Below are 22,808 nucleotides of genomic sequence, written 5' to 3' on the forward strand. Positions count from 1 at the left end.
TCTTTGATCAATCCGCACTAACCGAAGCCGATGGCTTCAGAGATTACCGACCTTCCCGACAATCCCCCAATCGCCGTGCTGGACGCTCCGTTCGATAGCGCGCTTTCCGAACGCTATCTCGTCTACGCGCTGTCGACGATCACCGCGCGGTCGTTGCCCGACGTCCGCGACGGGCTCAAGCCGGTGCACCGCCGGCTGCTGTGGGCGATGCGGTTGCTGCGGATGGATCCGGCGGGCGCGTACAAGAAATCGGCGCGCGTCGTCGGCGACGTGATCGGCAAGTATCATCCGCACGGCGACCAGTCGGTCTACGACGCCATGGTCCGGCTCGCGCAGGATTTCTCGCTGCGCTACCCGCTGGTCGACGGGCAGGGCAATTTCGGGAATATCGATGGCGATAACGCCGCCGCGTACCGTTATACCGAAGCGCGGCTGACCCAGGTCGCGATCGACCTGATGAACGGGCTCGACGAGGACGCGGTCGGGTTCCGCCCGACCTACAATAACGAGGATCACGAGCCCGAGCTGATGCCGGGGCTGTTCCCCAATCTGCTCGCCAACGGCGCCGCCGGGATCGCGGTCGGGATGGCGACGAGCATCCCGCCGCACAATGCCGCGGAATTGCTCGACGCGGCCGTCGCGCTGATCGACAACGCGCAGGCGAACGTGCTCGATTACGTCAAGGGGCCGGACTTCCCGACCGGTGGCTTGGTCGTCGACAGTCCGGCGGCGATCGCCGAATGTTACGCGACCGGGCGCGGCTCGTTCCGGACGCGCGCCAGGATCGAGCGAGTCAATGAAAAGGGCGGCGGCTGGCATCTGGTCGTGGCCGAAATCCCCTATGGCGTGTCCAAGGGCAAGCTGATCGAGAACATCGCCGACCTGATCAACGACAAGAAGCTGCCGATCCTCGGCGACGTGCGCGACGAGTCGGCCGAGGATTTGCGCATCGTCCTCGAACCGCGCAGCCGCACGGTCGATTCCGACACGCTGATGGAGAGCCTGTTTCGGCTGTCCGATCTCGAAACGCGCATTCCCCTCAACCTCAACGTTCTCGACGCGACGCGCACGCCGCGGGTGATGAGCCTCAAGGAAGCGCTCGCCGCCTGGGTCGATCACCAGTTCGTCGTTTTGCGCCGCCGTTCGCGGCATCGGCTCGACAAGATCGCCGACCGGCTCGAACTGCTCGGTGGGTATCTGATCGCATTCCTCAACCTCGACCGAGTAATCGAGATCATCCGTACCGAGGACGAGCCCAAGCCAGTGATGATGGCGGAGTTCGGCCTGACCGATCGCCAGGCCGAAGCGATCCTCAACATGCGCTTGCGCAGCTTGCGGCGGCTCGAGGAAATAGAAATCCGCAAGGAGCGCGACGGGCTGGAGAAGGAACAGGGCGAACTTGAGTTGCTGCTGTCGAGCGACGCGCGGCAGCGCACGCGGCTGAAGCGCGACCTCGGCAAGATACGCGAGCGCTACGGTCCGGAAACGGCGCTCGGCAAGCGCCGCACGACGATCGAGGAAGCTGCGCCCGCGCGCGAAATCCCCTTGGAAGCGATGATCGACCGCGAGCCGATCACCGTGATCCTCTCGCAACGCGGCTGGATTCGCGCGATGAAGGGGCATGTCGAGCTCGCGAGTGCCGACGCGATGAAGTTCAAGGAAGGCGACGGCGCGTTCCTTGCCTTCCACGCGCAGACCACCGACAAGCTGCTCCTCGCCGCGGAGAACGGCAGGTTCTACACCTTGGCCTCCGACCGCTTGCCCGGCGGGCGCGGGTTCGGCGAGCCGGTGCGGCTGATGATCGATCTCGACGGCGCGGTCGGGATCGTCGCGCTGTTTCCCGCCGGTCGATCCGAAAGATTGCTCGTGGCCGCGTCGGACGGGCGAGGCTTCGTGCTCAAGGCGGCGGACGCCGTGGCGGAGACGCGCAAGGGCAAAGGCGTGGTCAGTCCGCGCGCGGGGGCCAAGCTCAAGCTGGTCAGGCCGATCGCGCCCGACGACGATTACGTCGCGGCGATCGGCGACAATCGCAAGATGCTGGTCTTCCCGCTGGCCGAGGTCGCCGAGCTCGCCAAGGGGCAGGGCGTCCAGCTCCAGCGCTATCGCGACGGTGGGCTGGCCGATGCGACGACCTTCAAGTTCGCCGAAGGTCTGAGCTGGGCAATGGGCGGCGAGAGCGGACGGACGCGGACCGAAACCGACCTCCAGCCATGGCGCACCGCGCGCGGTGCCGCAGGCCGGATGCCGCCGACCGGGTTCCCGCGCGACAATCGATTCTGATACCCTGGTTTAGGTCAAGCTTCAGAGCACCTTAACCAATGCCGATTAGGCGGGTCGGCAATGTCACTTGGCTTTTCCCGCGCGAAGACCGCTCGCGCCGCCGCGGTCGCTTTGCCCGACGCGGTGCCGGCCGTGCTTGAGCCGCAGCAAATCGCCAACGTGGCTGCGTCGATCGAGCTGATCCCGGTGGCGCTCGCACTGGTCGGCCCGGGCGATGGCGGCGTCGTCATCGCGGCCGCCAACAGCGCCTTCCGCCAGGCCGGGCTGGGGGCAGACGGCGACGGTTCGCCGATGGTCGAACAGCTCGGCGAGCGCATCGCCGCATTCCTTGCGAGCGACAAGGAGCGCGAGGAGTTTTCCTGGGAATATGGCGCCGCGGTCGATTGCCGGTATTTCCGCGTGATGGCCGCGCGCCGCTCCGCGCAATCGAGCCACTGCTTCGTCACCTTGACCGATCACACCGGCGAGCTTCGCACCGAGCGCAACTTGCGGCGCGAAATGATGACTGACAGCCTGACCGGGCTGCCCAATCGCGCCGCCTTCAGCGAACGGCTGGAGGAACGGATTGCGGCGGGTGAGGATACCGCGCGCTACGCCGTGCTGATCGTCGATCTCGACCGCTTCAGCCGAGTCAATGCGTGCCTCGGTTCGATGGCCGGCGACGAATTGCTGATCACCGTCGCGCGGCGGCTGAAGGGCGCGCTCCGTGCGGTCGACGTGCTGGCGCGCACCGGCGGTGACGAGTTCGGCATCCTGCTGACGCTCGAGCAAAGCGGCGCCGAGGCCGACCAGGTCGCGCACCGCATTGAACAGGCGCTGGCGACGCCGTTTCGCCTGTCCGATTTCGAGATCCGAGTCGCTTGCTCGATCGGCATCGCGTTCGGGTCGGACGACGTCGAAGATCCCGAGGACTTGATCCGCCACGCGCAGTTTGCGGTGAAGCGTTCGAAGACGTCGGGCCACGCCGAACACTACCAGACGCGCGCGTTCGACGCGGCGCGGACTCAGTTCGGGATCGAGACCGAGCTTCGCCGCGCGATCGAGAACGGGGCGTTGCGGCTGAGTTTCCAGCCTATCTGCGATCTGGCGAGCGGCCGGATCGTATCGTTCGAATCGCTCGCGCGCTGGACCAGCGAGAGCGGTCAGGAATATTCGCCCACCGAATTCATACCGGTCGCCGAAGAATCGGGGCTGATCGTGCCGCTCGGGCGCTGGGCGCTCGACGAGGCCGCGCGGACGCTACGCGCGTGGGACGTGCGCGCGGGCGGGGGATGCGGGGTGCGGTTCGCGGTCAATCTGTCGGCGATCCAGCTGCACCGCGACGACATCGCGCCCGCGGTCGAATCGGCGCTGACGGCGCACCAGCTCGCCGGCAGCCGCTTCACGCTCGAGCTGACCGAAAGCGCGCTGATCGCCGATCCCGCGCGCGTGTCGGACATGATGCATGCGCTCAAGCAGCTAGGCACGACGCTGGCGATGGACGATTTCGGGACGGGCTATTCGAACCTGGCCTACCTCCAGAAGCTGCCGATCGATGTCCTCAAGATCGACCGCAGCTTCGTCACCGGTATGCTCGCCGACCGCGACAAGATCGCGATCGTGCGCGCGATCCTCAGCCTCGCGCAGGCACTGGGAATGGATACCACCGCCGAAGGAATCGAGACCAACGAACTCGCGCAGACGCTCGCGGCGCTCGGCTGCACCTATGGTCAGGGGTATGTCTATGCCAAGCCGCTCGAAGCCGACGCGGCCTACGATTTCCTGATGGCGTCCAACAGCTGAGCGACTTCGTCGTCGGCGATCGCGGCGACACGCGCGGCATCGGGAAAACCTTCGGCGATCCAGCGATCCTCGATTCGGCGTAGCGTTCGCGCGACGTCGGGGCCGGCGGTGAGCCCTTTCGCGACCAGCTGACCGCCCGACAGCGGCAAGCGCGGCGGCGTCCAACCGTCAAGATCGGCGGTGCTTTCGCCCGCCAGCAGCAGGCGATCGACCGCGAAATCCACGCCGATACGATAAGCGAGCGCGCGCGGCGCCGAATCGGCGGGGAGCATCGCGCTTTCGAGACGGCGGCGCTGGAGGTTGGACAGCTTGAGCCGCGCGCCGACATTGGCCGCGGCCGCCGGATCGGGCGGCAGCAGCGCGGCGAGCCGGCGGATCGGGTCGGGCACGACGCCAGCCTCGGCTTCCGCGCGGGCCAGCGCCGCGAGCCGCAGCGCATCGGCAATCTCGGGCAGAACGGGCGCAAGGATGCCACGGTCGATCATCAGTTCGACCACTTCAGGCGCGCGCGGCGCGACCAGCAGGCGCAACAGCTCGTTGGCGATCCGCTCGCGCGACAGCGCCATCAAATCGTTGGCGCGATCGGTGCAGGCGGCGAGCCCCGCCGGATCGGGCGTATCGCCGAACCGCGCGAGAAAGCGAAAGAAGCGCAGGATACGCAAATGATCCTCGGCGATACGCACCAGCGGATTGCCGATGAAGCGCACGTGCCGTGCCTCCAGATCGGCGATACCGTTGAAATAATCGAATATCTCGCCGCTTTCGGGATCGGCATAGAGCGCGTTGAACGTGAAATCGCGCCGCGCCGCGTCCTCGCGCCAATCGTCGGTGAACGCGACCGTCGCGTGGCGGCCGTCGGTGTCGACGTCTCGCCGCAGCGTCGTGACCTCGTACACCTCCTCGTCCGACACCGCGGTGATCGTGCCGTGCTGAATCCCCGTCGGCACCGTCTTGATCTGCACCGCTTCGAGCAACCGAATCACCTCGTCAGGCGCATGGATCGTCGCGAGGTCGATGTCGGCGGTTGGTAGCCCGAGCAATGTATCGCGCACTGCGCCGCCGACGATGCGCGCGGTCCCGGGGCCGAGCGCGGCGATCAGCCGGGCCAGCCCCGGGCGGTCGCGCCACGCGGCGGGCGGCAGGGTCATGCCACCCATCGCAGCCGCCGCGACAGATTGACGATCATCGCTGCGGTCGCGCCCCAGATGCGGCGGTCGCGCCAGTTGATCTCGTAATAGGTCCGCGTGCGTCCCTGCCATTCGGCCTGCGTCTCGACCTGGTTGGCGGGGTCGAACACAAAGGCCAGCGGCACCTCGAACACGTCGGCGACCTCAGCCTCGTTGGGACGATAATCGAGGTCGGGGGCGATCACGCCGATCACCGGGGTCACCGAAAAGCCGGTGACGGTGAGGTACAGGTCCGCGGGTCCGATCACTTCGACGGCGTCTCGGGGCAGCGCGATTTCCTCTTCGGCTTCGCGCAAGGCCGCAGCGGCGGCATCGACATCCTCGGGATCGATTCGCCCCCCGGGAAACGCGACTTGCCCGGCGTGACGGCGCAACGTCTCGGTGCGCTGGGTGAGGATCACCCCCGGCTCGGGACGGTCGGTGATCGCGACCAGCACGGCCGCGGCCGCGGGATCGCCCGCGTCGAACGGCGGGATCCGCTGGTCCCCGGCGAGCAGTATCGGCGTGTGATCGTCCGCCGTGAGCGCGGCGCGCAGCCGCTCGGCGAGCGTCATGCGCCCGGCTCGAGCGCGAAAAAGGCGCCGTTGCTCCACACGCCGGTCGGGTCGTCGTCGCGCGCAAGCGCCCGCTCCGCAATCTCGTAATAGACACTGCGCGCGACCAGCGCTTCGAGCCTGCCGCGAACATGCAGGTACGGGCGAGGGCCATCCTCGCTTAGTTCAAAGCGCAAGCGGTGCTCGGCGTCCGCGCTCACCAGCTCCCCGGTGTTGAGCCGAAACGCCAGCCGAGATTCGCGCCCTTCGCCTTCGGCCTTCATCTCGACTGCGACGAACGGCGCATCCTCCACCGCGATGTCGAGCTTCTCGACCGGCGTCACCAGCACATAGCCGCCGTCTGCGTCGCGGCGCAGGATGGTCGAGAACAGCCGCACCATCTCTTGCCGGCCGATCGGCGAACCCATGTGAAACCAGGTGCCGTCGCGCGCGATCCGCATGTCGCTATTGCCGCAGTGCGTGGGGTTCCACTTGTCGACCGGCGGCAGGCGCTTCTCCGCGGCCAGTCGCGCGACGTCGGCGAGCGACAGGCTGGCGAGGTCGGGGGGCGGCTCCATCGGCATGGAGCGTGGCTAGGGCAGGGGGGGCTAAGCCGCAACCGTGACGCGAGGGCCCAGCATCCCGGCGATCGCGGGGACGGCCGAACCGCGCGCGAGCAGCCGGCGCGGTTCGACCGGACCGGGAAGCCGCCAGCGAGCGGTTCGTTCGGCCGTGAAGCCGAAGAAACGCTCGTAATATTCGGGATCGCCGACCAGCATGATCGCGCGATCCTCGCCCGAAGCATGCGCTGCATCAAGCGCGCGGTGCATCAGTTGCTTACCGAGCCCGGCGCGTTGCCGTTCGGGATCGACCGCGACCGGGCCGACCATCACCATCGGCGCGGTCTCGCCGTCGTCGCCCGCGATCTCGACGGGCCAGCACTGGATCGTGCCGATCAGCTCGCCCCCCTCGACCGCTGCGAAACTCAGATGCGCTATCGCGCCCACACCCTCGCGCAGCCGGTACGCGGTCTTGCTATGCCGGTTGCGGCCGAACGCGCGGTCCAGCAGCGCCTCGACGGCGGCGGGAACGACGGCTGTGATCGGGACGAATTCCAGCACTTCGGTTCCTTGTCGGCGCGGGGCGAAGGGCGCGGCGCTTTAACGCTCTCGCCCGCGAATACAAGCGCGCGGGGTTGATCGCCGGGGCGGAGACGGGCAGGGCGCGCCGCGATGACCGACCGCCTGCAACTCCATGTGCACGATCTCGACGTGATGGTGCTGACCGGCATCTATTCCGAGGAAACGCACCTGCCGCAGCCGCTGCGGATATCGATCACGGTCGACCTCGACCTGCCGGCCCGGTTCGACCCCGAATCGCCGTTGAGCGAATCGAAGAACTATCTCGACCTCAAACACGCCGCGACGACCGCGCTGCCGCCGGGCGTGCACTTCAAGCTGGTCGAAGCTGTCGCCGACCATATCTGCGAAACGCTGATCTTGCAGGACAAGCGAGTCGCTCGAGTCGAAGTGAAGATCGTCAAGCTCGCGATCGCGGAGGCCGGCGAATCGATCGGCATCACGCTGGTTCGTCACCGCCGTTAGCCGCGGCAGGCGCCCAAACTCCTCTGAACCACGGCATAGTCGTCGCGCACCGCGGCCGAATCGGCCGAGTCGAGACCGGCGAGAAGATCGCCGGGAATCGCCGCGGGCAGCCCGCAGGCGAGACGATACCACAGAAAGGTGTCGCGCTGCGGCGGCGGCAGCGCATCCTCGACCACCTCGCTCAGCGACACGGTCCAGACCGGCGTCGCGTTCTGTTTGCGGATGACGCTGAGCGAGATCGGATGGCCGGTGGTCTTGAGAAATATCTGCGTCTCGCCTTCGCCCGGAAGCGCGCCCGCGGCATGGAACGCATTGGCGATTCCGGTGATCGCGGGAGGCGCATTGGCAGCGGCGAGATCGGTCGCGATTCGCCGCGCGGTGGCTTCGGTGGATGCGCTCCACAGCAGTTGCGCGCGGTTCGAAATCAGCTGGACCTGATCCGCCGAACCGGCGACTGAGCGCGCGAACAGCAACACCCGCTGCTTCTTCAGCCGGGGCACGTCGCCGTCCGAATCCAGCGCCGTGTCATAGAGATAGCCGATCCGCGGCGGCACCGCGCCAGGCCCGCGAATCAGTGCGACCATATCGACGGTGACGTATAGACGGACATGCCCAGGGGCGACGCCGGCGGCCTCCGCGCCCTTGATTCGGGCGACGTCGCGAACGGTCGCATCGATCACCATCGGCGCCTCGATCGACAGGTCCGCGATGTCGGCATAGGGATAAGCCGGCGCTGGCGCAGCGACGGTCACGGGGGCGGCAACGGCGCACGGGGGCAGTACGATCGGGAAGAGGGCGAGCGCGAGCAAACGCGCCTTTGGAACACAAGGCATGCACCATGGGTTAACCGATCGGGCTAGTCCCAAACAGAAATATTTGTGACATGCTGCGATTGTACGTTCGATGCCTCCGACAAAGCGTTTGCGTCGGTCCTGCGGTGAAGATAGAGACTCGCGCTCTGTCCGATCTGGCGCAGCCGAAGGTTCGTTAACCGAACCGCCAAAGGGCGGTCGACCGTGGTTGGGATGAAGGAGTTGAGTTGCTGAATGGCATACGCTGATCGTGATCAAAGTGGCAGCCGCATCGTAGCGATTATCATCTGTTCGATAATCGTCGCGGCATTCGGCTACGCATTCGTGACGGGCTTGGCGTCGAGCGTCGCCAAGAAGATCTCCGAGAAACTGAATACATTCGACGTCGCCCCGCCGCCGCCGCCGCCGCCGCCCGACAAGCCGCCGCCGCCGCCGCCGGATCAGCCGAACCTGCCGCCGCCGCCGACCGCGCCGCCGGTGTTCAATTCGCCGATCCCGTCACCGGTGACCTTCCCGCCGCAGCCGCCGATGCCGCCGACGATGGCGCCGCCGGCGCCACCTGCGCCACCAGCGCCGCCGGCACCCCCACCGGCGCCGAGGCCGGCGGCCGTCAAGGGCGGTCCGAAGGGCAATCCGGGTAGCTGGTTCACCGACGAGGACTTCCCGCCAGGCGCGAAGCGCGCTGGAGCGTCGGGCCGCGTTGCAGTCGTGATGAGCATCGACGCAAGCGGCAGGCCCGCGGGGTGCCGGGTCAGCGCATCGAGTGGGAACCAGGATCTCGATGACACGACGTGCCGTCTCGCAACGCGTCGTGGCCGGTGGAATATCCAAAAGGATGCCGACGGCAATGCGCAGCCTTATTCCTACACGCTCAGTACGCGCTGGGTGTTGAAGGACGAGTGACCGGCGCCGTCGTACTGGCGCCCACAATGTTTTTTACACGACGATCCAAAGAGGAAGCATCGAATGAGCATCTCCATCCTTAATTCCGGCGCCTCGGGTGGCGCTGCCGAACAGTTCGGCGTGATGAACGCTCTCCAACAGGGCGGTTTCATTTCGTGGAGCGTCGCCATCATCCTGACGATCATGCTGTTCTTCTCGCTCTACATCCTGTTCACCAAGTGGTTCGAGCAGCAGAAGATCATGAACCAGGGCCGCCGCGTTCGCGCCAGCTTCTGGAACTCGAACTCGCTGCGCGAAGCCGCTGCCAAGCTCGAGAAGAACTCGGCATACAAGCAGCTGGTCGACGACGGCCTTGCCGCGCAGGATCAGCACAGCCGCCTGACCGACCCGGTCGAAGCGCACGACTGGCTGCACGGTTCGCTGCGCCGCTCGGAGGACGTGATCAACTCGCAGCTCAACGGTGGCCTGGCGTTCCTCGCGACGGTCGGCGCGACGGCGCCGTTCATCGGTCTGTTCGGTACGGTGCTCGGCATCTATCGGGCGCTGATCAACATCGGACAGGCTGGCCAGGCGTCGATCGACAAGGTCGCCGGTCCGGTCGGTGAGGCGCTGATCATGACCGCGTTCGGTCTGGTCACCGCGGTTCCCGCCGTGCTCGCGTACAACTGGCTGCAGCGCCGCAACAAGGCGATTTCGGAGGACCTCAACTCGTTCTCGAACGACGTGCTGGGGTACTTGGCCTCGAATGGCGCGGTGAAGCCGACCGCTGCCGCTCGCAAGGCGGGCGCTCCGACGGCCAAGCCGGCGACGACGACCGCTACGAGTACCACGGCCGGACAGACCGGTGGCGTCCAGGTCAAGCAGTAAGCCGGAAGGCAACATTGCGGCGGAATGGGGTGTTTCTCGTTCCGCCGCTTCACCCCGCCGGTTCATGCGGGGCGACCGAATAAGGATAGGATAGCTCGATGGCTGTGAGCACTGGAGGCTCCTCCGATACCCCGATGTCGGACATCAACACCACGCCGCTGGTCGACGTGATGCTGGTGCTCCTCATCATCTTCCTGATCACCGTTCCGGTGGTGGTTCAGAACATCAAGCTGAAGCTGCCGGACGTGCGGTTCGATCCGACGACGACCAAGCCGGAGAACGTCTCGCTGTCGATTACCAGGGACGATCAGGGCAACTGCGCCGTCTATTGGAACATGGCTCGAATGGGCCATCAGGAGCTGTACGACACGGCCAAGAAGAAGATGGACGCCGATATCAAGCGGCTGGAGGCGGAAGGTCCGATCGATCCGGAAAAGATTCCGGAAGTACATATCCGCGGCGACGTCGATGTCCCCTACCGTTGCATCGGCGCGGCGATCTACACGATGCAGAGCGCCGGGTTCATCAAAGTCGGCTTCATCTCGCAGCCGGAGCCCACAGGCGGACCGACGTCCTGACCGCGAGCGATTTTACGGAGTTTTGAAGTATGGCAATGAGTGGCGGCAAGGATGATGGCGCGCCGATGATGGACATGAACATGACGCCGATGATCGACGTCTTGTTGGTGCTCCTCATCCTGTTCATCATCACCATCCCGGTCCAGACTCACGCGGTGAAGGTGGATCTTCCGGTCAATTCCAAGAATCCCACACCGCCGCCGGTCGAACCGCAGAAGAACAAGATCATCATCTTCGCCAACGATACGATGACGTGGAACGGCACGCCGATCAACGACGAGCAGCTTGCGCAGTTTCTGGAAGCAACCAAGAGCCTCGATCCCGAACCCGAACTGCATTTTCAGCCGTCGCCGGATGCGCGGTACGAGAAGGTCGACGACGTGCTCGCGGTGATCAAGCGCTCGGGCATCACCAAGCTCGGCTTCATCGGCAACGAATATTACGCCAACGACTTCTGACGTCGGCACAGGTGACAAAGAGGGGCGGTCGCGCGAGCGGCCGCCCTTTTTCGTGCGATGCTACGTTTTATCGCCATTGCGAGCGCAGCGAAGCAATCCCGCGTCGAGCGCCACGCTGGATTGCTTCGCTACGCTCGCAATGGCGGTGGGCCGTGGCGGTGAGCGGTGGGCTGAGCTTACAGCTTCGGCAGCGTCACCCCGCGCTGGCCCATATATTTGCCGGCGCGGTCGGCATAGCTCGTCTCGCACGGCTCGTTGCCTTGCAGGAACAGGAACTGGCACGCGCCTTCGTTGGCGTAGATCTTGGCCGGCAGCGGCGTGGTGTTCGAGAATTCGAGCGTGACATGCCCCTCCCATTCGGGCTCGAGCGGAGTCACGTTGACGATGATTCCGCATCGCGCATAGGTCGACTTGCCAAGGCAGATCACCAGCACGTCGCGCGGCACGCGGAAATACTCCACCGTCCGCGCCAGCGCGAAGCTGTTGGGCGGGATGATGCAGCAATCGGTCTTGCGGTCGACGAAGCTCGTCGCGGAGAAATCCTTGGGGTCGACCACCGCGCTGTCGATATTGGTGAAGATCTTGAACTCGTCGGCAACGCGCGCGTCATAGCCGTACGAGGACAAGCCGTAGCTGATGCAGCCTTCGCGCCGCTGCGCCTCGACGAACGGATCGATCATGCCGTGTTCCGTCGCTTGTTCGCGAATCCAGCGGTCGGACAGGATGGACATGCGGCTCCCCTTCACCCCCTCAAATGTCGGGCGGGCGTGCCACCGGCAAGGCACGCGAGCGCGAAAGTTGTGGATGGCCGTTAGACCAGACCGAGGCTCGCCGGTCCGAAGGCGTGCGGGAGCAGTTCCGACAGCCGATATTGCTCGACCGGACCGCCGGTCAGCCCCGAGCAATAGATGGTGAGGTCGCGCTTGCCGAGTTGCGCGGCCTCGTTGAGGACTTGCCGGCAGCGGCCGCAGGGGAGCACTGGCTCGGCGCCGTCCTCGCCGGTCATCCCGCCGACGATGCCGACCGCGACGATATCCTTGAGGCGACCCGCGGTGCTCGCGGCCGCAGTCGCGACGGTCTCGGCGCAGAGCGTCAGGCCGTAGCTGGCATTTTCAAAATTCGCGCCAGTGATGACGGTCCCATCGGTCATCAGCAACGCGGCGCCGACCGAAAAGCCTGAATAGGGCGCATAGGCGTTCGCCGCAGCTTGCCGCGCCGCCGCGATCAATCGTTCGCTTTCGCTCATTTCGCCACCACATCCCAATTGATCGGACCATCGACGCCGTCGATCCGCCGCATATCGCTTGCGCGCCACATCCGCCATGGCCGCGCGGCGTAATCGGGCGCGAAGAAGTTTTGCGCGCTCCACACCGGACGGTCGATCGCGGCGGTGACGCGATATCGCGCTTCGAATGCGCGCGATACCAGCAGCAGGACCGGACGCCGGCTGTGCGCCTCGACCATCGCGATGAACCGCGCAAGTTCGGCGAGGACCGCCGCGCGTTCGGGCCGCGCGTCGCAGCCCGCGACGAAGTCGAGCGACAGCGCCGGCGGCAGCGAGTCGTCGCTTTGCGGCGCCGTCGTGTTGAAATTATTGGCCTGGTCGGTTGCGGGCGCGCACAGCGACCAAATGTGGATCGCCCCGCGACGAAGCCTGGCGCTTGCTGCGCCGCGCCAATTGTCCTCGAACGCCGCATCGCGATCATTGCCCGATGTCGCCGCGACATAGCCGAAAGCGGCGCCCGCCGCCTTGACCGCTACCCAGTCGACCGCGCCGTTGGCCGCCGATACGTCGACGCCTTGCATATCGTAGGTCTCGGTCGAGGGGCGCCAGTGGATCGCGAACACATAGAGCGCCAGCGCGAACACCGCCGCGATCGCCGCGAGCACGCCCCACCATCTGCGCCGCCGCATCGTCAGCCCCGGATGTGCAGCACGCAGATCAGCGTGAACAGCCGCCGCGCGGTGTCGAAGTCCACATCGATCTTTCCCCCAAGGCGCTCCTTCAGGAGATTGGCCGCGTCGTTGTGGATGCCGCGCCGCGCCATGTCCACCGTCTCGATTTGCGCGGGCGTCGCGTTGCGGATGGCATCGTAATAGCTGTCGCAGATCGCGAAATAGTCTCGGATCGGGCGCCGCAGCGTCCCGAGCGACAGGATCAGCGTTTCGAGCGGCGATCCGTCTTCGCGCGCCAGCGCCAGCACCAGTCGGCCTTCCTCGACCGCGATGTCGAGCAAATACGGTCCGGCATAGCCATCGGGATATTCACGGTGCGGGCGGAAGCTGTTTTGTTCGATCAGGTCGAAGATCGCGATCCGGCGTTCCTGCTCGACATCGGCGTTGCGCCACATGATGGTCCGTTCGTCGAGCGTGATCTGCTTGATGCGATGGTCGGCCACGGTTCCGCGCTTATCCCCATCGAAAAGCTTTATCCACAGTGGCAGCGGCGTTGGGCGCGGCGTAGAAGGCGAGTATGGCCACCGCGATTCACTCTCTGACCCCGACCGAACCCCCGACGCTGCCGCAGAACGTGGAGGCCGAGGCGGCTTTGCTCGGCGCGATGATGATCGACAATCGCATCGCCGACGACACCGACAAGTTGACGCAGGACCATTTCTTCGAGCCGCTGCACGGGCGGATTTTCGTCGCGATCAAGAGCTTGCGCGAGCACGACATGACCGCGACACCGGTCACGCTCCGCCCAATGTTCGAGGCCGATCCCGCGATCAAGGAGCTTGGCGGTGCGGGCTATCTTGCGCGGCTGACCGGGTCGGGCGCGGGGCTGATTGGCGCCAAGCAATTCGCGCAGCAGATCTACGACCTCGCGATGCTACGGACGCTGATCGAAGTCGGGCGCGGGCTGGTCGACAAGGCGATGGATACCTCGAAGGAGGTCAATCCGCGCGGTCAGATCGAGGCGGCGGAAGAGGAATTGTTCAAGGTCGCGGCGGACGGCGGCAGCGAATCGTCGATCAAGACCTTCGCGCAGGCCAGCACCGCGGCAATCCAGATGGCCGACCGCGCGCTCAATTCGGGCGGCGGCGTTTCGGGGGTCACGACAGGGCTCAGCTCGGTCAATGCCAAGATGGGCGGGTTCCACAAATCCGACCTGATCATCCTCGCCGGGCGACCCGGCATGGGCAAGACGTCGCTCGCCACCAACATCGCGTTCAACGCGGCGCAGCGATTCATGCAGGATGAGCAAGACGGGATAGACCCCAAGCAACGCATCGGCGCCAAGGTCGCGTTCTTCAGCCTCGAAATGTCGGCCGATCAGCTCGCGACTCGCGTGTTGGCCGAACAATCGCGGATCAGCAGTCAGGACTTGCGCATGGGCAAGATCAGCCAGGCCGAGATGGACCGGCTGGTGGTGACCTCGGGCGAGCTGCAGAATCTGCCGTTCGTGATCGACGATACCGCCGGGCTGACGATCGGCCAGCTCCACACGCGCATGCGGCGGTTGCAGCGGCGGCACGGCGCGCAGGGCATCGGCATGGTGGTCGTGGACTACCTCCAGCTGCTCCAGGGCAGCGGGCGGAGTTCGAACGACAACCGCGTGCAGGAAATCTCCGAGATCAGCCGCGGCCTCAAGACATTGGCCAAGGACTTGAACGTCCCGGTGCTCGCGCTGTCGCAGCTCAGCCGCGCGGTCGAGCAGCGCGAGGACAAGCGTCCTCAGCTATCCGACCTGCGCGAATCGGGGTCGATCGAGCAGGACGCTGACGTCGTGCTGTTCGTCTATCGCGAGGATTATTACGTGGCGGCCAAAGAGCCCAAGCACCCGGTCGAGGGCGACGACGTGAAAGTGTTCGAAGACTATGCGAAATGGGGCCAGGACATGGAGCGCGTCAACGGGCTAGCCGAGCTGATCGTCGCCAAGCAGCGCCACGGATCGACCGGCAAGGTCATCCTCAAGTTCGAGCCGCGTTTCACCTTGTTCAGCGACTATGCCGGCGATTACGCCGCGCCGTCCTACGAATAGGCCTCATACGGGGTTAGAACGCCGGCTCCTCGCCCGGCTTTCCGGGGACGTGGATGCCGCATTCGGTCTTGTCCCAGCCCCGCCACCGGCCCGCGCGGGGATCTTCGCCGGGCTGGACCTTCGACGTGCAGGGCTGGCAGCCGATCGAGGCATAACCCTCCGCCTCGAGCGGATGGCGGGGAAGGGCGTAGGCGGCGAAATAGGCGTCGAGGTCAGCCTTCACCCAGTCGCCGAGCGGATTGACCTTCAACCGGCCGTCCTCGATCTCGAACCGGGCGATGTTCTGCCGAGTCTGCGACTGGAACGCCTTGCGCCCCGAAATCCAGCTGTCGAGCCCAGCCTTGGCGCGGGCGAGCGGCTCGACCTTGCGGATCGCGCAGCAGCCGTCCGGGTCGTACGACCAGCGCAATGCTTGCGCGTCCTTCGCGGCGAGCATGGCCGGGTCCGGTGTGATCGTCCGGCTGTCGCGCAGCCCGAATTCCGCGAGCAGCGTGTCGCGATAGGCGAGCGTTTCGGGAAACATGCGGAGCGTGTCGACGAACACCACCGGGGTCGCCGGATTGGCGCGCGCGACGAGGTGGAGCAGCACCGCGCTCTCGGTTCCGAACGACGATACCACCGCGGTGTTGCCGAGCGCGCCTTCGGCGAACAGCGTCTCCAGCATCTCCAGCGTGTCCGTGCCCGCGAATCGCGCGTTGAGCGCGCCGGCGTCGGCCTGAGCGAAGGCGGGCGCGGTGTCGATCACATCGATCTTGCGCAGCGCTTCACCCATGGCGGAGCTTCCACACCGGCACCGCGCCGTCGGCGGCTGGCTGATAGCGATAGTCGTAGCGGTTGAGGCTCGCCTCGATCACGACGGGGTCGATCGGCGCGTAAGGCGCGAATCCGTCGAAACCGCAACGGCGCATATGGTCGATCTGGTCGACCAGCACATCGCCGGTGGCGCGCAACTCACCCGCGAAACCCGCTTCGCGCAAAATCCGCGCCGACGAATAGCCGCGGCCATCGCGAAAACGCGGAAAGTCGATTTCGATCAACGCGAGCTGCGCCAGATGCGGGATCAGCGCGCGGGCGTCCTCTCCCGCTTCGAGGCGCACCGCGGTCGCTTCCGGCTGGTCGAGGAACGCGTCGAGCGTGACTGCAGGCTCTTGCGCGGGATCGTCGTCACGGAAACGAAGCGGATCACCCATAGATCGCCTCCTTGAACGGATCGACCCCGACGCGCCGATAGGTGTCGAGGAAGCGCTCGCCGTCCTCGCGCAGCGCGAGATATTTGTCGGTGACGCGCTCGACCGCATCGACCACACCGTCCTCGTTGAAGCCGGGGCCGGTGATCTTGCCGAGGCTCGCATCCTCCGCCCCCGATCCGCCGAGCAGCAGCTGGTAGTTCTCGGTGCCTTTCCTATCGACGCCGAGGATGCCGATATGCCCGGCATGATGGTGCCCGCAGGCGTTGATGCAGCCCGAAATCTTGAGCTTCAATTCGCCGAGCTCGCGCTGCCGCCCGAGATCGGCGAAGCGAGTCGCGATCTTTTGCGCGACCGGGATCGAACGCGCGTTGGCGAGGCTGCAATAATCGAGCCCCGGGCAGGCGATGATGTCGCTGATCAGGTCGAGATTGGCGGTGGCGAGGCCGTTTGCGTCGAGCGTCTGCCACAGCGCGTAAAGATCGGCCTTGCGCACATGCGGCAGGACGATGTTTTGCGCGTGCGTGACACGGAGCTCGTCGAAGCTGTAGCGCTCGGCGAGGTCGGCCATCAGCTCGATCTGCTCGGCGCTGGCGTCGCCGGGGATGCCGCCGATCGGCTTCAAGCTGATGTTGACGATCGCGTAGCCCGGTGCCTTGTGCGGCTTGACGTTCTGGTCGAGCCAGAACGCAAAATCGGGGTCGCTGCGGTCGACCTCGTCCGAAAGCCCGGTCTCGAATGGCGGCGGCGCGAAACAGCCGGCGATGCGCTCGAATTCCTCGCGCGGCACGTCGGAGCCATTTTTCAGGATCTGTTGCCACTCGGCTTCGACCCGGCGCGTAAACTCCTCCTGGCCGAGCTCGTGGACGAGGATCTTGATGCGCTGCTTGTGGATGTTGTCGCGGCGCCCACCCATGTTCCAGACGCGCAATGCGGCTTCGATGTAGCTGAACAGGTGATCCGCCGGCAGGAACGGACGGATCAGCGGCGCGACAAATGGCGTACGGCCCATGCCGCCGCCGATGTAGACTTCGAAACCGGTCTCACCGGCATCGTCCCTGACGAGCTTGAGGCCGATATCGTGCAGCCGGATCGCCGCGCGGTCCTCGTCGGCGGCGGTCACCGCGATCTTGAACTTGCGCGGCAAATAGCTGAACTCCGGGTGGAACGTCGTCGCCTGACGGATCAGCTCGGCCCACGGGCGCGGGTCGCACACTTCGTCCGCCGCAGCGCCGGCATATTGGTCCGACGACAGGTTGCGGATGCTCTCGCCGCTGGTCTGTATCGCGTGCATCTCGACCGTCGCCAACTCGGCCAGGATGTCGGTGGCCTCCTCAAGCTTGATCCAATTGTACTGGATGTTCTGGCGGGTGGTGAAATGGCCGTAACCCCGATCATACTTGCGCGCGATGTGCCCCAGCATCCGCATCTGGCGGCTGTCGAGCGTGCCATAGGGGATCGCGACGCGCAGCATGTACGCGTGGAGCTGGAGGTAGAGGCCGTTCTTGAGCCGTAGCGGCTTGAACTGATCGTCGGTCAGCTGCCCGGCAAGGCGACGGCGCGCCTGGTCGCGGAATTCCTCGACGCGGGCGTCGACGATCGTCTGGTCGTATTTGTCGTATCGGTACATGGGTTACCTCGTCGCCCCGGCGCAGGCCGGGGCCGCTGGCTGCGTAGTGACGACGCGGCGGCCCCGGCCTGCGCCGGGGCGGCGGAAGGGGTTCATATCACCCAACTCCCCGCGCTGGGATCGCTCGGCCGCAGCGTCAAATCGGGGCGCACCGTCGGGCCGAGCGCGCGGATGCGGTCCTTGATGTGCGCGGGGCGAGGCCCTTCGGGCGTCTCGGTCGCGTCGATGATCGTGCCGCCATTCACTCGGCACGCGCCATCCTCGGCGTGAAGGATCGCTTCGCCCTTATCGCCGACGTCAACGGCGTCCTGGATATGGCGCGACCAGCCGCTGCCGGTCCACCAGATCACGTCGCCCGTGGGGAGATCGTTGCCGGTCAGGATCTTCATGCCGCCGCTGCCTCTGCGACTCGCGCCCAGCGCATGAGCTTGTCCTCGGCATCGCTGAGCTCGACCACTTCGCCGACGACGATGATCGCTGGGCTCTCGACCTTCTCGCGCTCGACCATCGGGCCGAGATCGGCCAGCAGCGTCTTGATCGCGCGATGGCCCTCAAGCGTGCCTTTTTCGAGCACCGCAACGGGCATGTCGGGCGCGACACCGTCAGCGATCAGCTTGTCGGCGATATCGGCTGCGGTCGCGACGCCCATATAGATGACGAGCGTGCGCCCCTTGCCGGCGAGGCCCGACCAATTCTGGTCGCTCAATCCCTTGCATTGGCCGGCGACGAAACTGACGGCGCTCGAATGATCGCGGTGCGTGAGGGGGAGCATAGCCTCCGCCGCGCATCCGAGCGCCGCCGACACGCCGGGGATCACCTCGATCGGCAACCCCGCAGCGCGTACCGCTTCGACCTCTTCGCCGCCGCGCCCGAAGATGAACGGGTCGCCACCCTTCAGCCGCACGACGATCGCGCCGGCTTTCACATGTGCGACGATCAGCGCGTTGATCGCGTCCTGCGGCAGCGTATGGCGGTCGCGTTTCTTGGCGACCGAAATGCGGTGCGCGTCCGCCGGCGCGAGGTCGAGCACTCGGCGGTCGATGAGCCCGTCATGGACGACGACGTCGGCCGCTCTGAGCGCCTCGACGGCGCGAACGGTGAGGAGGCCGGGATCGCCGGGACCGGCGCCAACCAGGATGACGCGCCCGCGCGCCTGCGGATCGAGAAGCGTTGCCATGATGCGGTGGAGATGGCCGCGTCGGATCGGATCGGCAAACGAGGGTTGGTTGGCCTCAGCGAAGCGCAGCTTTCCCGCGTCGTCGCTATTCGGGCTCGTACTCGCGCAAGCCCACGCCGATCGACGCTCGCGCCGCGTCGGCTTCGTTCGACACTACCGGATACGCGCAGTAATCGGCGGCGTAATAGGCGCTCGGCCGGTGATTGCCCGACCAGCCGATCCCCCCGAACGGTGCGCCCGAACTCGCGCCATTGGTCGGCTTGTTCCAGTTGACGATGCCGGCGCGGGCATTCGCCCAAAAGCGGTTGTAGAGATCGGGCGTCTGGCTGATCAGGCTCGCCGACAGGCCGTAGCGCGTGTTGTTCGCCTCCGCGATCGCCTCGTCGAAATCGAGCGCGCGAACGACCTGGAGGATCGGACCGAACAATTCGATGTCGGGCCGGTCGTTCATCCCCGTCACGTCGAGAATGCCCGGCCGCAGGAACGGTTTGGCGTCGTCGGTGCGCTGCAAATGGCGGATCGGCTTGCCGCCGCGCATCATCAGCTCGAGGAAGCTTTCGGTCAGCAGGTCGGCGGTCTCGTTGTCGATCACCGGGCCCATGAACGGCGCAGGATTGTCGTGCGGCGCGCCGACGATCAGGCGATCGACGATCTTGCCGAGCTCGCCGATCAGCGGTTCGTACAAGGCTTCGTCGACGATCAGCCGCCGCGCCGCGGTGCAACGCTGGCCGGCGCTGGTGAAGGCGGATTGCACGACCAGCACCGCGGCGGTGTAGAGATCGGGCGTGTCCCAGACGATGATCGGGTTGTTGCCGCCCATTTCGAGCGCGAGGATCTTCTCGGGCATCGCCGCGAACTGTCGGTTGAGCGCGAGGCCCGTATGTGCCGATCCGGTGAACAACAGCCCGTCAACGTCGCGATGCCCGGCGAGGGCCTTGCCCTCGGCCGGCCCGCCGATGACGATGCGCGCACAGCCTTCGGGCACCCCCGCCTCGTGCAGGCAATCGATCAGAAACGCGCCCGAAGCGGGAGCCTTTTCCGACGGCTTGAAGACCACCGCATTGCCCGCGAGCAGCGCTGGAATGATGTGCCCGTTGGGCAGATGCGCGGGGAAATTGTACGGTCCCAACACCGCGAGCACGCCGTGCGGTTTGTGGCGCAGCGCCATCCGCCCGCCGGCTTCGGCCTCCATGCGCCGCTGGCCGGTGCGTTCCGAATAAGCCGAGACCGAAATGTCGACCTTGGCGATGACCGAAGCCACTTCGGTCTTGGCTTCCCACAACGGCTTGCCGGTCTCGCGTGCGATCAGGTCGGCAAAGGCGTCGGTCTTGGCGCGCACAACATTGGCGAAGCGGCGCAGCGTTTCGATGCGGAAGGTCACCGGCTTGGCCGCCCAATCGGCCCAGTTCGCGCGCGCCATCGCTACTTCGGCATCGACGTCGCCGATCGCGCCGCGCCACAGCTCGGCACCGGTTGCGGGTTCGTGGGAAATCAGCTCGGCGGACACGGGGGCGATTCCTAGCGGCTTGGCGGGCGCTTCGCCAGCGCTTCGCCCATCCGACGAACGGCGTCGACCTTGGCGTGGAGCGGCGCCCAGTCGTTGCGCTCGGCGATCGCCGCCCAGATTGCCTCGACCTCGTCGATCAGCATCGAGCAGGGCTCGCCCGACCAATATGGGTGCGAGCGGTCGGCGCGGGGTGCGTGGGCGGCGAGCGCGGCTCGAACGTCGCTCCATGCCTCGCCATAGCTGTCGGGAAGCACGCCGCCGAACGCATCGAAGAAGAAGCGATCGATCGGCGTCGCGGTGCCGCGCAGCACCGGCTCGATCGTCTGCACCAACTGGCGGTCGGTCGACGGGTCGCGCGGCGTCAGGCCCAGCCGCCACAGGATCGCGTCGCTGACGGCGCCCTGGTAGCGCTCGCCGAAGGTGTCGAGGATGGCGATCAGCGGCTCGGCCTCGGCGATCGCGCGTAGCGATACCGCGAGCTGCATCGCGTCCCAATGGACCGCTTCGGGTTGCCGGCCGAACGCGTACAGCCCCTGATGGTCGAAATAGGCGGCGGTAAAGGCCGGGTCCCACGTCGGATTGAATCGCCATGGCCCGTAATCGAAGCTCTCCCCCGTGACGTTGATGTTGTCCGAATTGAGCACGCCGTGAACGAACCCGGCCGCCATGTATGCGGCGGCGAGCTTTGCGGTGCGCTCCACCACCAGGTCGAGCAACCGCGCTGGCGCATCGTCGCCGGGCTGTTCGCCGTAAAGATTGCGCAGGACGTAGCCGGTGAGCTTGGTGAGGCTTTCGGCGTCGCGGAAGTAAGCAAGCCGCTGAAACATGCCGATCCGGATATGGCTGTGGCTGAGCCGAACCAGCACAGCCGAGCGAGTAGGCGACGGCTCGTCGCCGCGTTCGAGCGCTTCGCCGGTCTCGATCAGTGAAAAGCTGCGCGAGGTCGGCACGCCGAGCGCTTCGAGCATCTCGGTCGCCAGGATCTCGCGAACGCCACCCTTGAGCGTCAGCCGCCCGTCGCCGAACCGGCTGTACGGGGTCTGTCCCGAACCCTTGGTGCCGAGGTCCATCAGCCGTCCGGCACCGTCGCGCATTTGCGCGAACAGGAACCCGCGGCCGTCGCCGATGTCGGGGTTGTACACGCGGAACTGATGCCCGTGATACCGCAGCGCGAGCGGTTGCGTCAGCGTGTCGGGCAGCGGCTGGAACCGCCCGAAATGCGCGATCCATTCGTCGTCGACTAGCCCGTCTAGCCCGACTTCGGCCGCCGCGCGGTCGTTGCGGAAGCGCAGGATCGTCTCCGGGAAATCCGCGGCCGTTACCGGATCGTAAAACGCGTCGCCCAATTCGAAGATGGTGGTTTCGGGGCGATAGGCTTGCGACAGCGAGGGCATGCCGCGATATGGGTGGGCCGGACACGGGGACGCAACCATGAAGCCGTACGAAAATCGCTATTGGACGTCCGACGACGAAGTTCGGCTGCACTATCGCGACTATCCCGGTCGCGAGGACCGTCCGCCGATCCTGTGCCTGCCGGGCCTGACCCGCAACGCGCGCGATTACGAGGATTTGGCCGAACGGCTCGCCGGCGGATGGCGCGTGATCACGGTCGACTTTCGCGGCCGTGGCGAGAGCGGGCCGGCCAAGGACCCGATGTCGTACATGCCGATGACCTATGTCCGCGACATCGAGCTGTTGATCGATCAGTTGGGGTGCGAGCGAATCGTTTCGTTCGGGACCTCGCTCGGCGGCATCGTGACGATGTTGCTCGCGGCGACGCGCCCGGGCGTGCTCGCGGGCGCGCTACTCAACGATGTCGGGCCGGAAATCGAGCCGGCGGGGCTCGGCCGTATCCGTTCGTATGTGGGCAAGGCCAATACCTGGCCGACCTGGATGCACGCCGCGCGTGGGGTGCAGGAGGGCAATGCAGACGTCTACCCCAATTACGGCGTCGAGGATTGGCTCGCGATGGCGAAGCGGCTTTATCGCCTCAACAGTTCAGGCCGGATCGTGCTCGACTACGACATGAAGATCGCCGAGCCGTTCCGCGTGCCGGGCAACGAGACGGGTGCCGATCTTTGGCCAGTGTTCGACGCGCTCAAGAAGGTGCCGACGCTGATCGTGCGCGGCGGACGATCGGATGTGTTCGGGGCGGAAACGGCGAAGCGCATGCTCGCGCGGCTCGACAGAGCCGCGCTAGCGACCGTGCGGGATGTCGGCCACGCTCCGACCTTGTCCGAACCGGAAGCGGCGGCGGCGATCGATCACCTGCTCGCGACGGTCACCAAGGAACCCGTCGCCGCCTGACGCGTCTCCTTGGC

Annotated in this window: 25 protein-coding genes and 1 pseudogene; 9 read left to right on the forward strand and 17 right to left on the reverse strand. The window is 66.1% G+C overall.

Translation table 11 applies throughout. The features are described from left to right. Positions 1–30: 30 nt before the first annotated feature. A complete protein-coding gene (parC, locus tag VH326_RS06215; protein ID WP_329630935.1) occupies positions 31–2,280 on the forward strand; it encodes a DNA topoisomerase IV subunit A in 2,250 nt (749 codons plus the stop codon). 60 nt (positions 2,281–2,340) lie between these two features. Further along, the gene (locus tag VH326_RS06220) at positions 2,341–4,062 is read left to right on the forward strand and encodes a putative bifunctional diguanylate cyclase/phosphodiesterase (RefSeq protein ID WP_329630936.1); all 1,722 of its coding nucleotides are present in this window, start codon (positions 2,341–2,343) and stop codon (positions 4,060–4,062) included. Here the strand turns inward: VH326_RS06220 and VH326_RS06225 are convergent. Genes VH326_RS06225 through VH326_RS06240 form a run of 4 tightly spaced genes read right to left on the reverse strand, consistent with a single transcriptional unit; the run spans position 4,032 to position 6,903 of the window. Beyond that, a complete protein-coding gene (locus VH326_RS06225) occupies positions 4,032–5,219 on the reverse strand; it encodes a CCA tRNA nucleotidyltransferase (RefSeq protein WP_329630937.1) in 1,188 nt (395 codons plus the stop codon). The two genes, VH326_RS06220 and VH326_RS06225, sit on opposite strands and share 31 nt — an antisense overlap. Continuing rightward, positions 5,207–5,803, reverse strand: a complete 597-nt coding sequence (locus VH326_RS06230) for a CoA pyrophosphatase (RefSeq protein WP_329630938.1) — start codon at positions 5,801–5,803, stop codon at positions 5,207–5,209. The genes VH326_RS06225 and VH326_RS06230 overlap by 13 nt, the downstream gene beginning before the upstream one ends. Next, positions 5,800–6,366 carry a DUF1285 domain-containing protein gene (locus VH326_RS06235; RefSeq protein WP_329630939.1) on the reverse strand — a complete coding sequence of 189 codons (567 nt, stop codon included), beginning with the start codon at positions 6,364–6,366 and terminating at the stop codon, positions 5,800–5,802. Before VH326_RS06235 ends, VH326_RS06230 begins: the two co-directional genes overlap by 4 nt. Positions 6,367–6,390: 24 nt before the next feature. Continuing rightward, positions 6,391–6,903: an N-acetyltransferase gene (locus VH326_RS06240; RefSeq protein ID WP_329630940.1), complete on the reverse strand. Its 513-nt coding sequence runs from the start codon at positions 6,901–6,903 to the stop codon at positions 6,391–6,393. Between the two features lie 111 nt (positions 6,904–7,014). Between VH326_RS06240 and VH326_RS06245 the strand changes: the two genes are divergently transcribed. Further along, positions 7,015–7,386, forward strand: a complete 372-nt coding sequence (locus tag VH326_RS06245) for a dihydroneopterin aldolase (RefSeq protein ID WP_329630941.1) — start codon at positions 7,015–7,017, stop codon at positions 7,384–7,386. On the opposite strand, the gene VH326_RS06250 is transcribed toward VH326_RS06245, so the two are convergent. Then, positions 7,383–8,138, reverse strand: a complete 756-nt coding sequence (locus tag VH326_RS06250) for a hypothetical protein (protein WP_329630942.1) — start codon at positions 8,136–8,138, stop codon at positions 7,383–7,385. The genes VH326_RS06245 and VH326_RS06250 overlap by 4 nt on opposite strands. Positions 8,139–8,432: 294 nt before the next feature. Between VH326_RS06250 and VH326_RS06255 the strand changes: the two genes are divergently transcribed. From VH326_RS06255 to VH326_RS06265, 3 genes are all read left to right on the forward strand, one after another. After that, positions 8,433–9,101 (forward strand): energy transducer TonB, encoded by a 669-nt coding sequence (locus VH326_RS06255; protein WP_329630943.1) that lies wholly within the window; start codon positions 8,433–8,435, stop codon positions 9,099–9,101. A 63-nt stretch (positions 9,102–9,164) separates the two neighbouring features. Then, positions 9,165–9,968 carry a MotA/TolQ/ExbB proton channel family protein gene (locus tag VH326_RS06260; protein ID WP_329630944.1) on the forward strand — a complete coding sequence of 268 codons (804 nt, stop codon included), beginning with the start codon at positions 9,165–9,167 and terminating at the stop codon, positions 9,966–9,968. Positions 9,969–10,066: 98 nt separating this feature from the next. Then, positions 10,067–10,546, forward strand: coding sequence for a biopolymer transporter ExbD (locus VH326_RS06265; RefSeq protein ID WP_329630945.1), 480 nt, complete (start codon positions 10,067–10,069; stop codon positions 10,544–10,546). Between the two features lie 12 nt (positions 10,547–10,558). Here VH326_RS06265 and VH326_RS16040 read toward each other — a convergent pair. Further along, a pseudogene (locus VH326_RS16040) lies at positions 10,559–10,612 on the reverse strand (hypothetical protein); the annotation flags it as partial. On the opposite strand from VH326_RS16040, the gene VH326_RS06270 reads away from it, so the two are divergent. Further along, the gene (locus tag VH326_RS06270) at positions 10,612–11,004 is read left to right on the forward strand and encodes an ExbD/TolR family protein (RefSeq protein ID WP_414714253.1); all 393 of its coding nucleotides are present in this window, start codon (positions 10,612–10,614) and stop codon (positions 11,002–11,004) included. The pseudogene VH326_RS16040 and the gene VH326_RS06270 sit on opposite strands and share 1 nt — an antisense overlap. A 176-nt stretch (positions 11,005–11,180) precedes the next feature. On the opposite strand, the gene dcd is transcribed toward VH326_RS06270, so the two are convergent. The 4 genes from dcd to VH326_RS06290 all read right to left on the reverse strand — a co-directional run bounded on the left by dcd (position 11,181) and on the right by VH326_RS06290 (position 13,403). Further along, a complete protein-coding gene (gene dcd / locus VH326_RS06275; RefSeq protein WP_329630947.1) occupies positions 11,181–11,735 on the reverse strand; it encodes a dCTP deaminase in 555 nt (184 codons plus the stop codon). Positions 11,736–11,815: 80 nt separating this feature from the next. Then, complete coding sequence (locus VH326_RS06280; RefSeq protein WP_329630948.1) at positions 11,816–12,250, reverse strand: cytidine deaminase; 435 nt, start codon at positions 12,248–12,250, stop codon at positions 11,816–11,818. After that, positions 12,247–12,918 carry a GH25 family lysozyme gene (locus VH326_RS06285; RefSeq protein ID WP_329630949.1) on the reverse strand — a complete coding sequence of 224 codons (672 nt, stop codon included), beginning with the start codon at positions 12,916–12,918 and terminating at the stop codon, positions 12,247–12,249. The genes VH326_RS06280 and VH326_RS06285 overlap by 4 nt, the downstream gene beginning before the upstream one ends. Positions 12,919–12,920: 2 nt before the next feature. Beyond that, positions 12,921–13,403, reverse strand: a complete 483-nt coding sequence (locus tag VH326_RS06290) for a UPF0262 family protein (protein WP_329630950.1) — start codon at positions 13,401–13,403, stop codon at positions 12,921–12,923. Positions 13,404–13,477: 74 nt separating this feature from the next. Here VH326_RS06290 and VH326_RS06295 point away from each other — a divergent pair, with 74 nt between their 5' ends. Beyond that, the gene (locus tag VH326_RS06295; protein ID WP_329630951.1) at positions 13,478–14,986 is read left to right on the forward strand and encodes a replicative DNA helicase; all 1,509 of its coding nucleotides are present in this window, start codon (positions 13,478–13,480) and stop codon (positions 14,984–14,986) included. 13 nt (positions 14,987–14,999) lie between these two features. Here VH326_RS06295 and VH326_RS06300 read toward each other — a convergent pair whose 3' ends face one another. From VH326_RS06300 to VH326_RS06330, 7 genes are all read right to left on the reverse strand, one after another. Then, on the reverse strand, positions 15,000–15,758 hold the full coding sequence (locus VH326_RS06300) for a phosphoadenylyl-sulfate reductase (RefSeq protein WP_329630952.1): 759 nt from the start codon (positions 15,756–15,758) through the stop codon (positions 15,000–15,002). Beyond that, positions 15,751–16,176, reverse strand: coding sequence for a DUF934 domain-containing protein (locus VH326_RS06305; protein ID WP_329630953.1), 426 nt, complete (start codon positions 16,174–16,176; stop codon positions 15,751–15,753). Before VH326_RS06305 ends, VH326_RS06300 begins: the two co-directional genes overlap by 8 nt. Next, positions 16,169–17,803, reverse strand: a complete 1,635-nt coding sequence (locus VH326_RS06310; protein WP_329630954.1) for a nitrite/sulfite reductase — start codon at positions 17,801–17,803, stop codon at positions 16,169–16,171. Before VH326_RS06310 ends, VH326_RS06305 begins: the two co-directional genes overlap by 8 nt. 92 nt (positions 17,804–17,895) lie before the next feature. Next, positions 17,896–18,192 carry a DUF2849 domain-containing protein gene (locus VH326_RS06315; protein ID WP_329630955.1) on the reverse strand — a complete coding sequence of 99 codons (297 nt, stop codon included), beginning with the start codon at positions 18,190–18,192 and terminating at the stop codon, positions 17,896–17,898. Beyond that, entirely contained in the window at positions 18,189–18,980 is a 792-nt protein-coding gene (gene cobA, locus VH326_RS06320; protein ID WP_329630956.1) for a uroporphyrinogen-III C-methyltransferase, read from the reverse strand. The genes VH326_RS06315 and cobA overlap by 4 nt, the downstream gene beginning before the upstream one ends. An 85-nt stretch (positions 18,981–19,065) precedes the next feature. Beyond that, positions 19,066–20,487, reverse strand: coding sequence for a succinylglutamate-semialdehyde dehydrogenase (gene astD / locus VH326_RS06325; RefSeq protein ID WP_329630957.1), 1,422 nt, complete (start codon positions 20,485–20,487; stop codon positions 19,066–19,068). 11 nt (positions 20,488–20,498) lie between these two features. Then, complete coding sequence (locus VH326_RS06330; RefSeq protein WP_329630958.1) at positions 20,499–21,881, reverse strand: protein adenylyltransferase SelO family protein; 1,383 nt, start codon at positions 21,879–21,881, stop codon at positions 20,499–20,501. A 37-nt stretch (positions 21,882–21,918) separates the two neighbouring features. Here VH326_RS06330 and VH326_RS06335 point away from each other — a divergent pair, with 37 nt between their 5' ends. Beyond that, positions 21,919–22,794, forward strand: coding sequence for an alpha/beta hydrolase (locus VH326_RS06335; RefSeq protein ID WP_329630959.1), 876 nt, complete (start codon positions 21,919–21,921; stop codon positions 22,792–22,794). Positions 22,795–22,808 lie beyond the last annotated feature (14 nt).

Origin of the sequence: Sphingomonas sp. (assembly GCF_036269755.1) — a bacterium.
In the GTDB taxonomy this organism is placed as follows: domain Bacteria; phylum Pseudomonadota; class Alphaproteobacteria; order Sphingomonadales; family Sphingomonadaceae; genus Sphingomonas.

What these genes read in the sequence shown, in the direction of transcription:
- VH326_RS06280 (WP_329630948.1), bottom strand. Translation starts at nt 12,250, where the DNA reads ATGAGCGAAAGCGAACGATTGATCGCGGCGGCGCGGCAAGCTGCGGCG.
- VH326_RS06305 (WP_329630953.1), bottom strand. Translation starts at nt 16,176, where the DNA reads ATGGGTGATCCGCTTCGTTTCCGTGACGACGATCCCGCGCAAGAGCCT.
- VH326_RS06335 (WP_329630959.1), top strand. Translation starts at nt 21,919, where the DNA reads ATGAAGCCGTACGAAAATCGCTATTGGACGTCCGACGACGAAGTTCGG.
- VH326_RS06330 (WP_329630958.1), bottom strand. Translation starts at nt 21,881, where the DNA reads ATGCCCTCGCTGTCGCAAGCCTATCGCCCCGAAACCACCATCTTCGAA.
- VH326_RS06295 (WP_329630951.1), top strand. Translation starts at nt 13,478, where the DNA reads ATGGCCACCGCGATTCACTCTCTGACCCCGACCGAACCCCCGACGCTG.
- VH326_RS06260 (WP_329630944.1), top strand. Translation starts at nt 9,165, where the DNA reads ATGAGCATCTCCATCCTTAATTCCGGCGCCTCGGGTGGCGCTGCCGAA.
- VH326_RS06265 (WP_329630945.1), top strand. Translation starts at nt 10,067, where the DNA reads ATGGCTGTGAGCACTGGAGGCTCCTCCGATACCCCGATGTCGGACATC.
- VH326_RS06230 (WP_329630938.1), bottom strand. Translation starts at nt 5,803, where the DNA reads ATGACGCTCGCCGAGCGGCTGCGCGCCGCGCTCACGGCGGACGATCAC.
- VH326_RS06285 (WP_329630949.1), bottom strand. Translation starts at nt 12,918, where the DNA reads ATGCGGCGGCGCAGATGGTGGGGCGTGCTCGCGGCGATCGCGGCGGTG.
- cobA (WP_329630956.1), bottom strand. Translation starts at nt 18,980, where the DNA reads ATGGCAACGCTTCTCGATCCGCAGGCGCGCGGGCGCGTCATCCTGGTT.
- VH326_RS06255 (WP_329630943.1), top strand. Translation starts at nt 8,433, where the DNA reads ATGGCATACGCTGATCGTGATCAAAGTGGCAGCCGCATCGTAGCGATT.
- VH326_RS06235 (WP_329630939.1), bottom strand. Translation starts at nt 6,366, where the DNA reads ATGCCGATGGAGCCGCCCCCCGACCTCGCCAGCCTGTCGCTCGCCGAC.
- dcd (WP_329630947.1), bottom strand. Translation starts at nt 11,735, where the DNA reads ATGTCCATCCTGTCCGACCGCTGGATTCGCGAACAAGCGACGGAACAC.
- VH326_RS06315 (WP_329630955.1), bottom strand. Translation starts at nt 18,192, where the DNA reads ATGAAGATCCTGACCGGCAACGATCTCCCCACGGGCGACGTGATCTGG.
- VH326_RS06310 (WP_329630954.1), bottom strand. Translation starts at nt 17,803, where the DNA reads ATGTACCGATACGACAAATACGACCAGACGATCGTCGACGCCCGCGTC.
- VH326_RS06270 (WP_414714253.1), top strand. Translation starts at nt 10,612, where the DNA reads ATGATGGACATGAACATGACGCCGATGATCGACGTCTTGTTGGTGCTC.
- VH326_RS06300 (WP_329630952.1), bottom strand. Translation starts at nt 15,758, where the DNA reads ATGGGTGAAGCGCTGCGCAAGATCGATGTGATCGACACCGCGCCCGCC.
- VH326_RS06225 (WP_329630937.1), bottom strand. Translation starts at nt 5,219, where the DNA reads ATGGGTGGCATGACCCTGCCGCCCGCCGCGTGGCGCGACCGCCCGGGG.
- VH326_RS06220 (WP_329630936.1), top strand. Translation starts at nt 2,341, where the DNA reads ATGTCACTTGGCTTTTCCCGCGCGAAGACCGCTCGCGCCGCCGCGGTC.
- VH326_RS06245 (WP_329630941.1), top strand. Translation starts at nt 7,015, where the DNA reads ATGACCGACCGCCTGCAACTCCATGTGCACGATCTCGACGTGATGGTG.
- parC (WP_329630935.1), top strand. Translation starts at nt 31, where the DNA reads ATGGCTTCAGAGATTACCGACCTTCCCGACAATCCCCCAATCGCCGTG.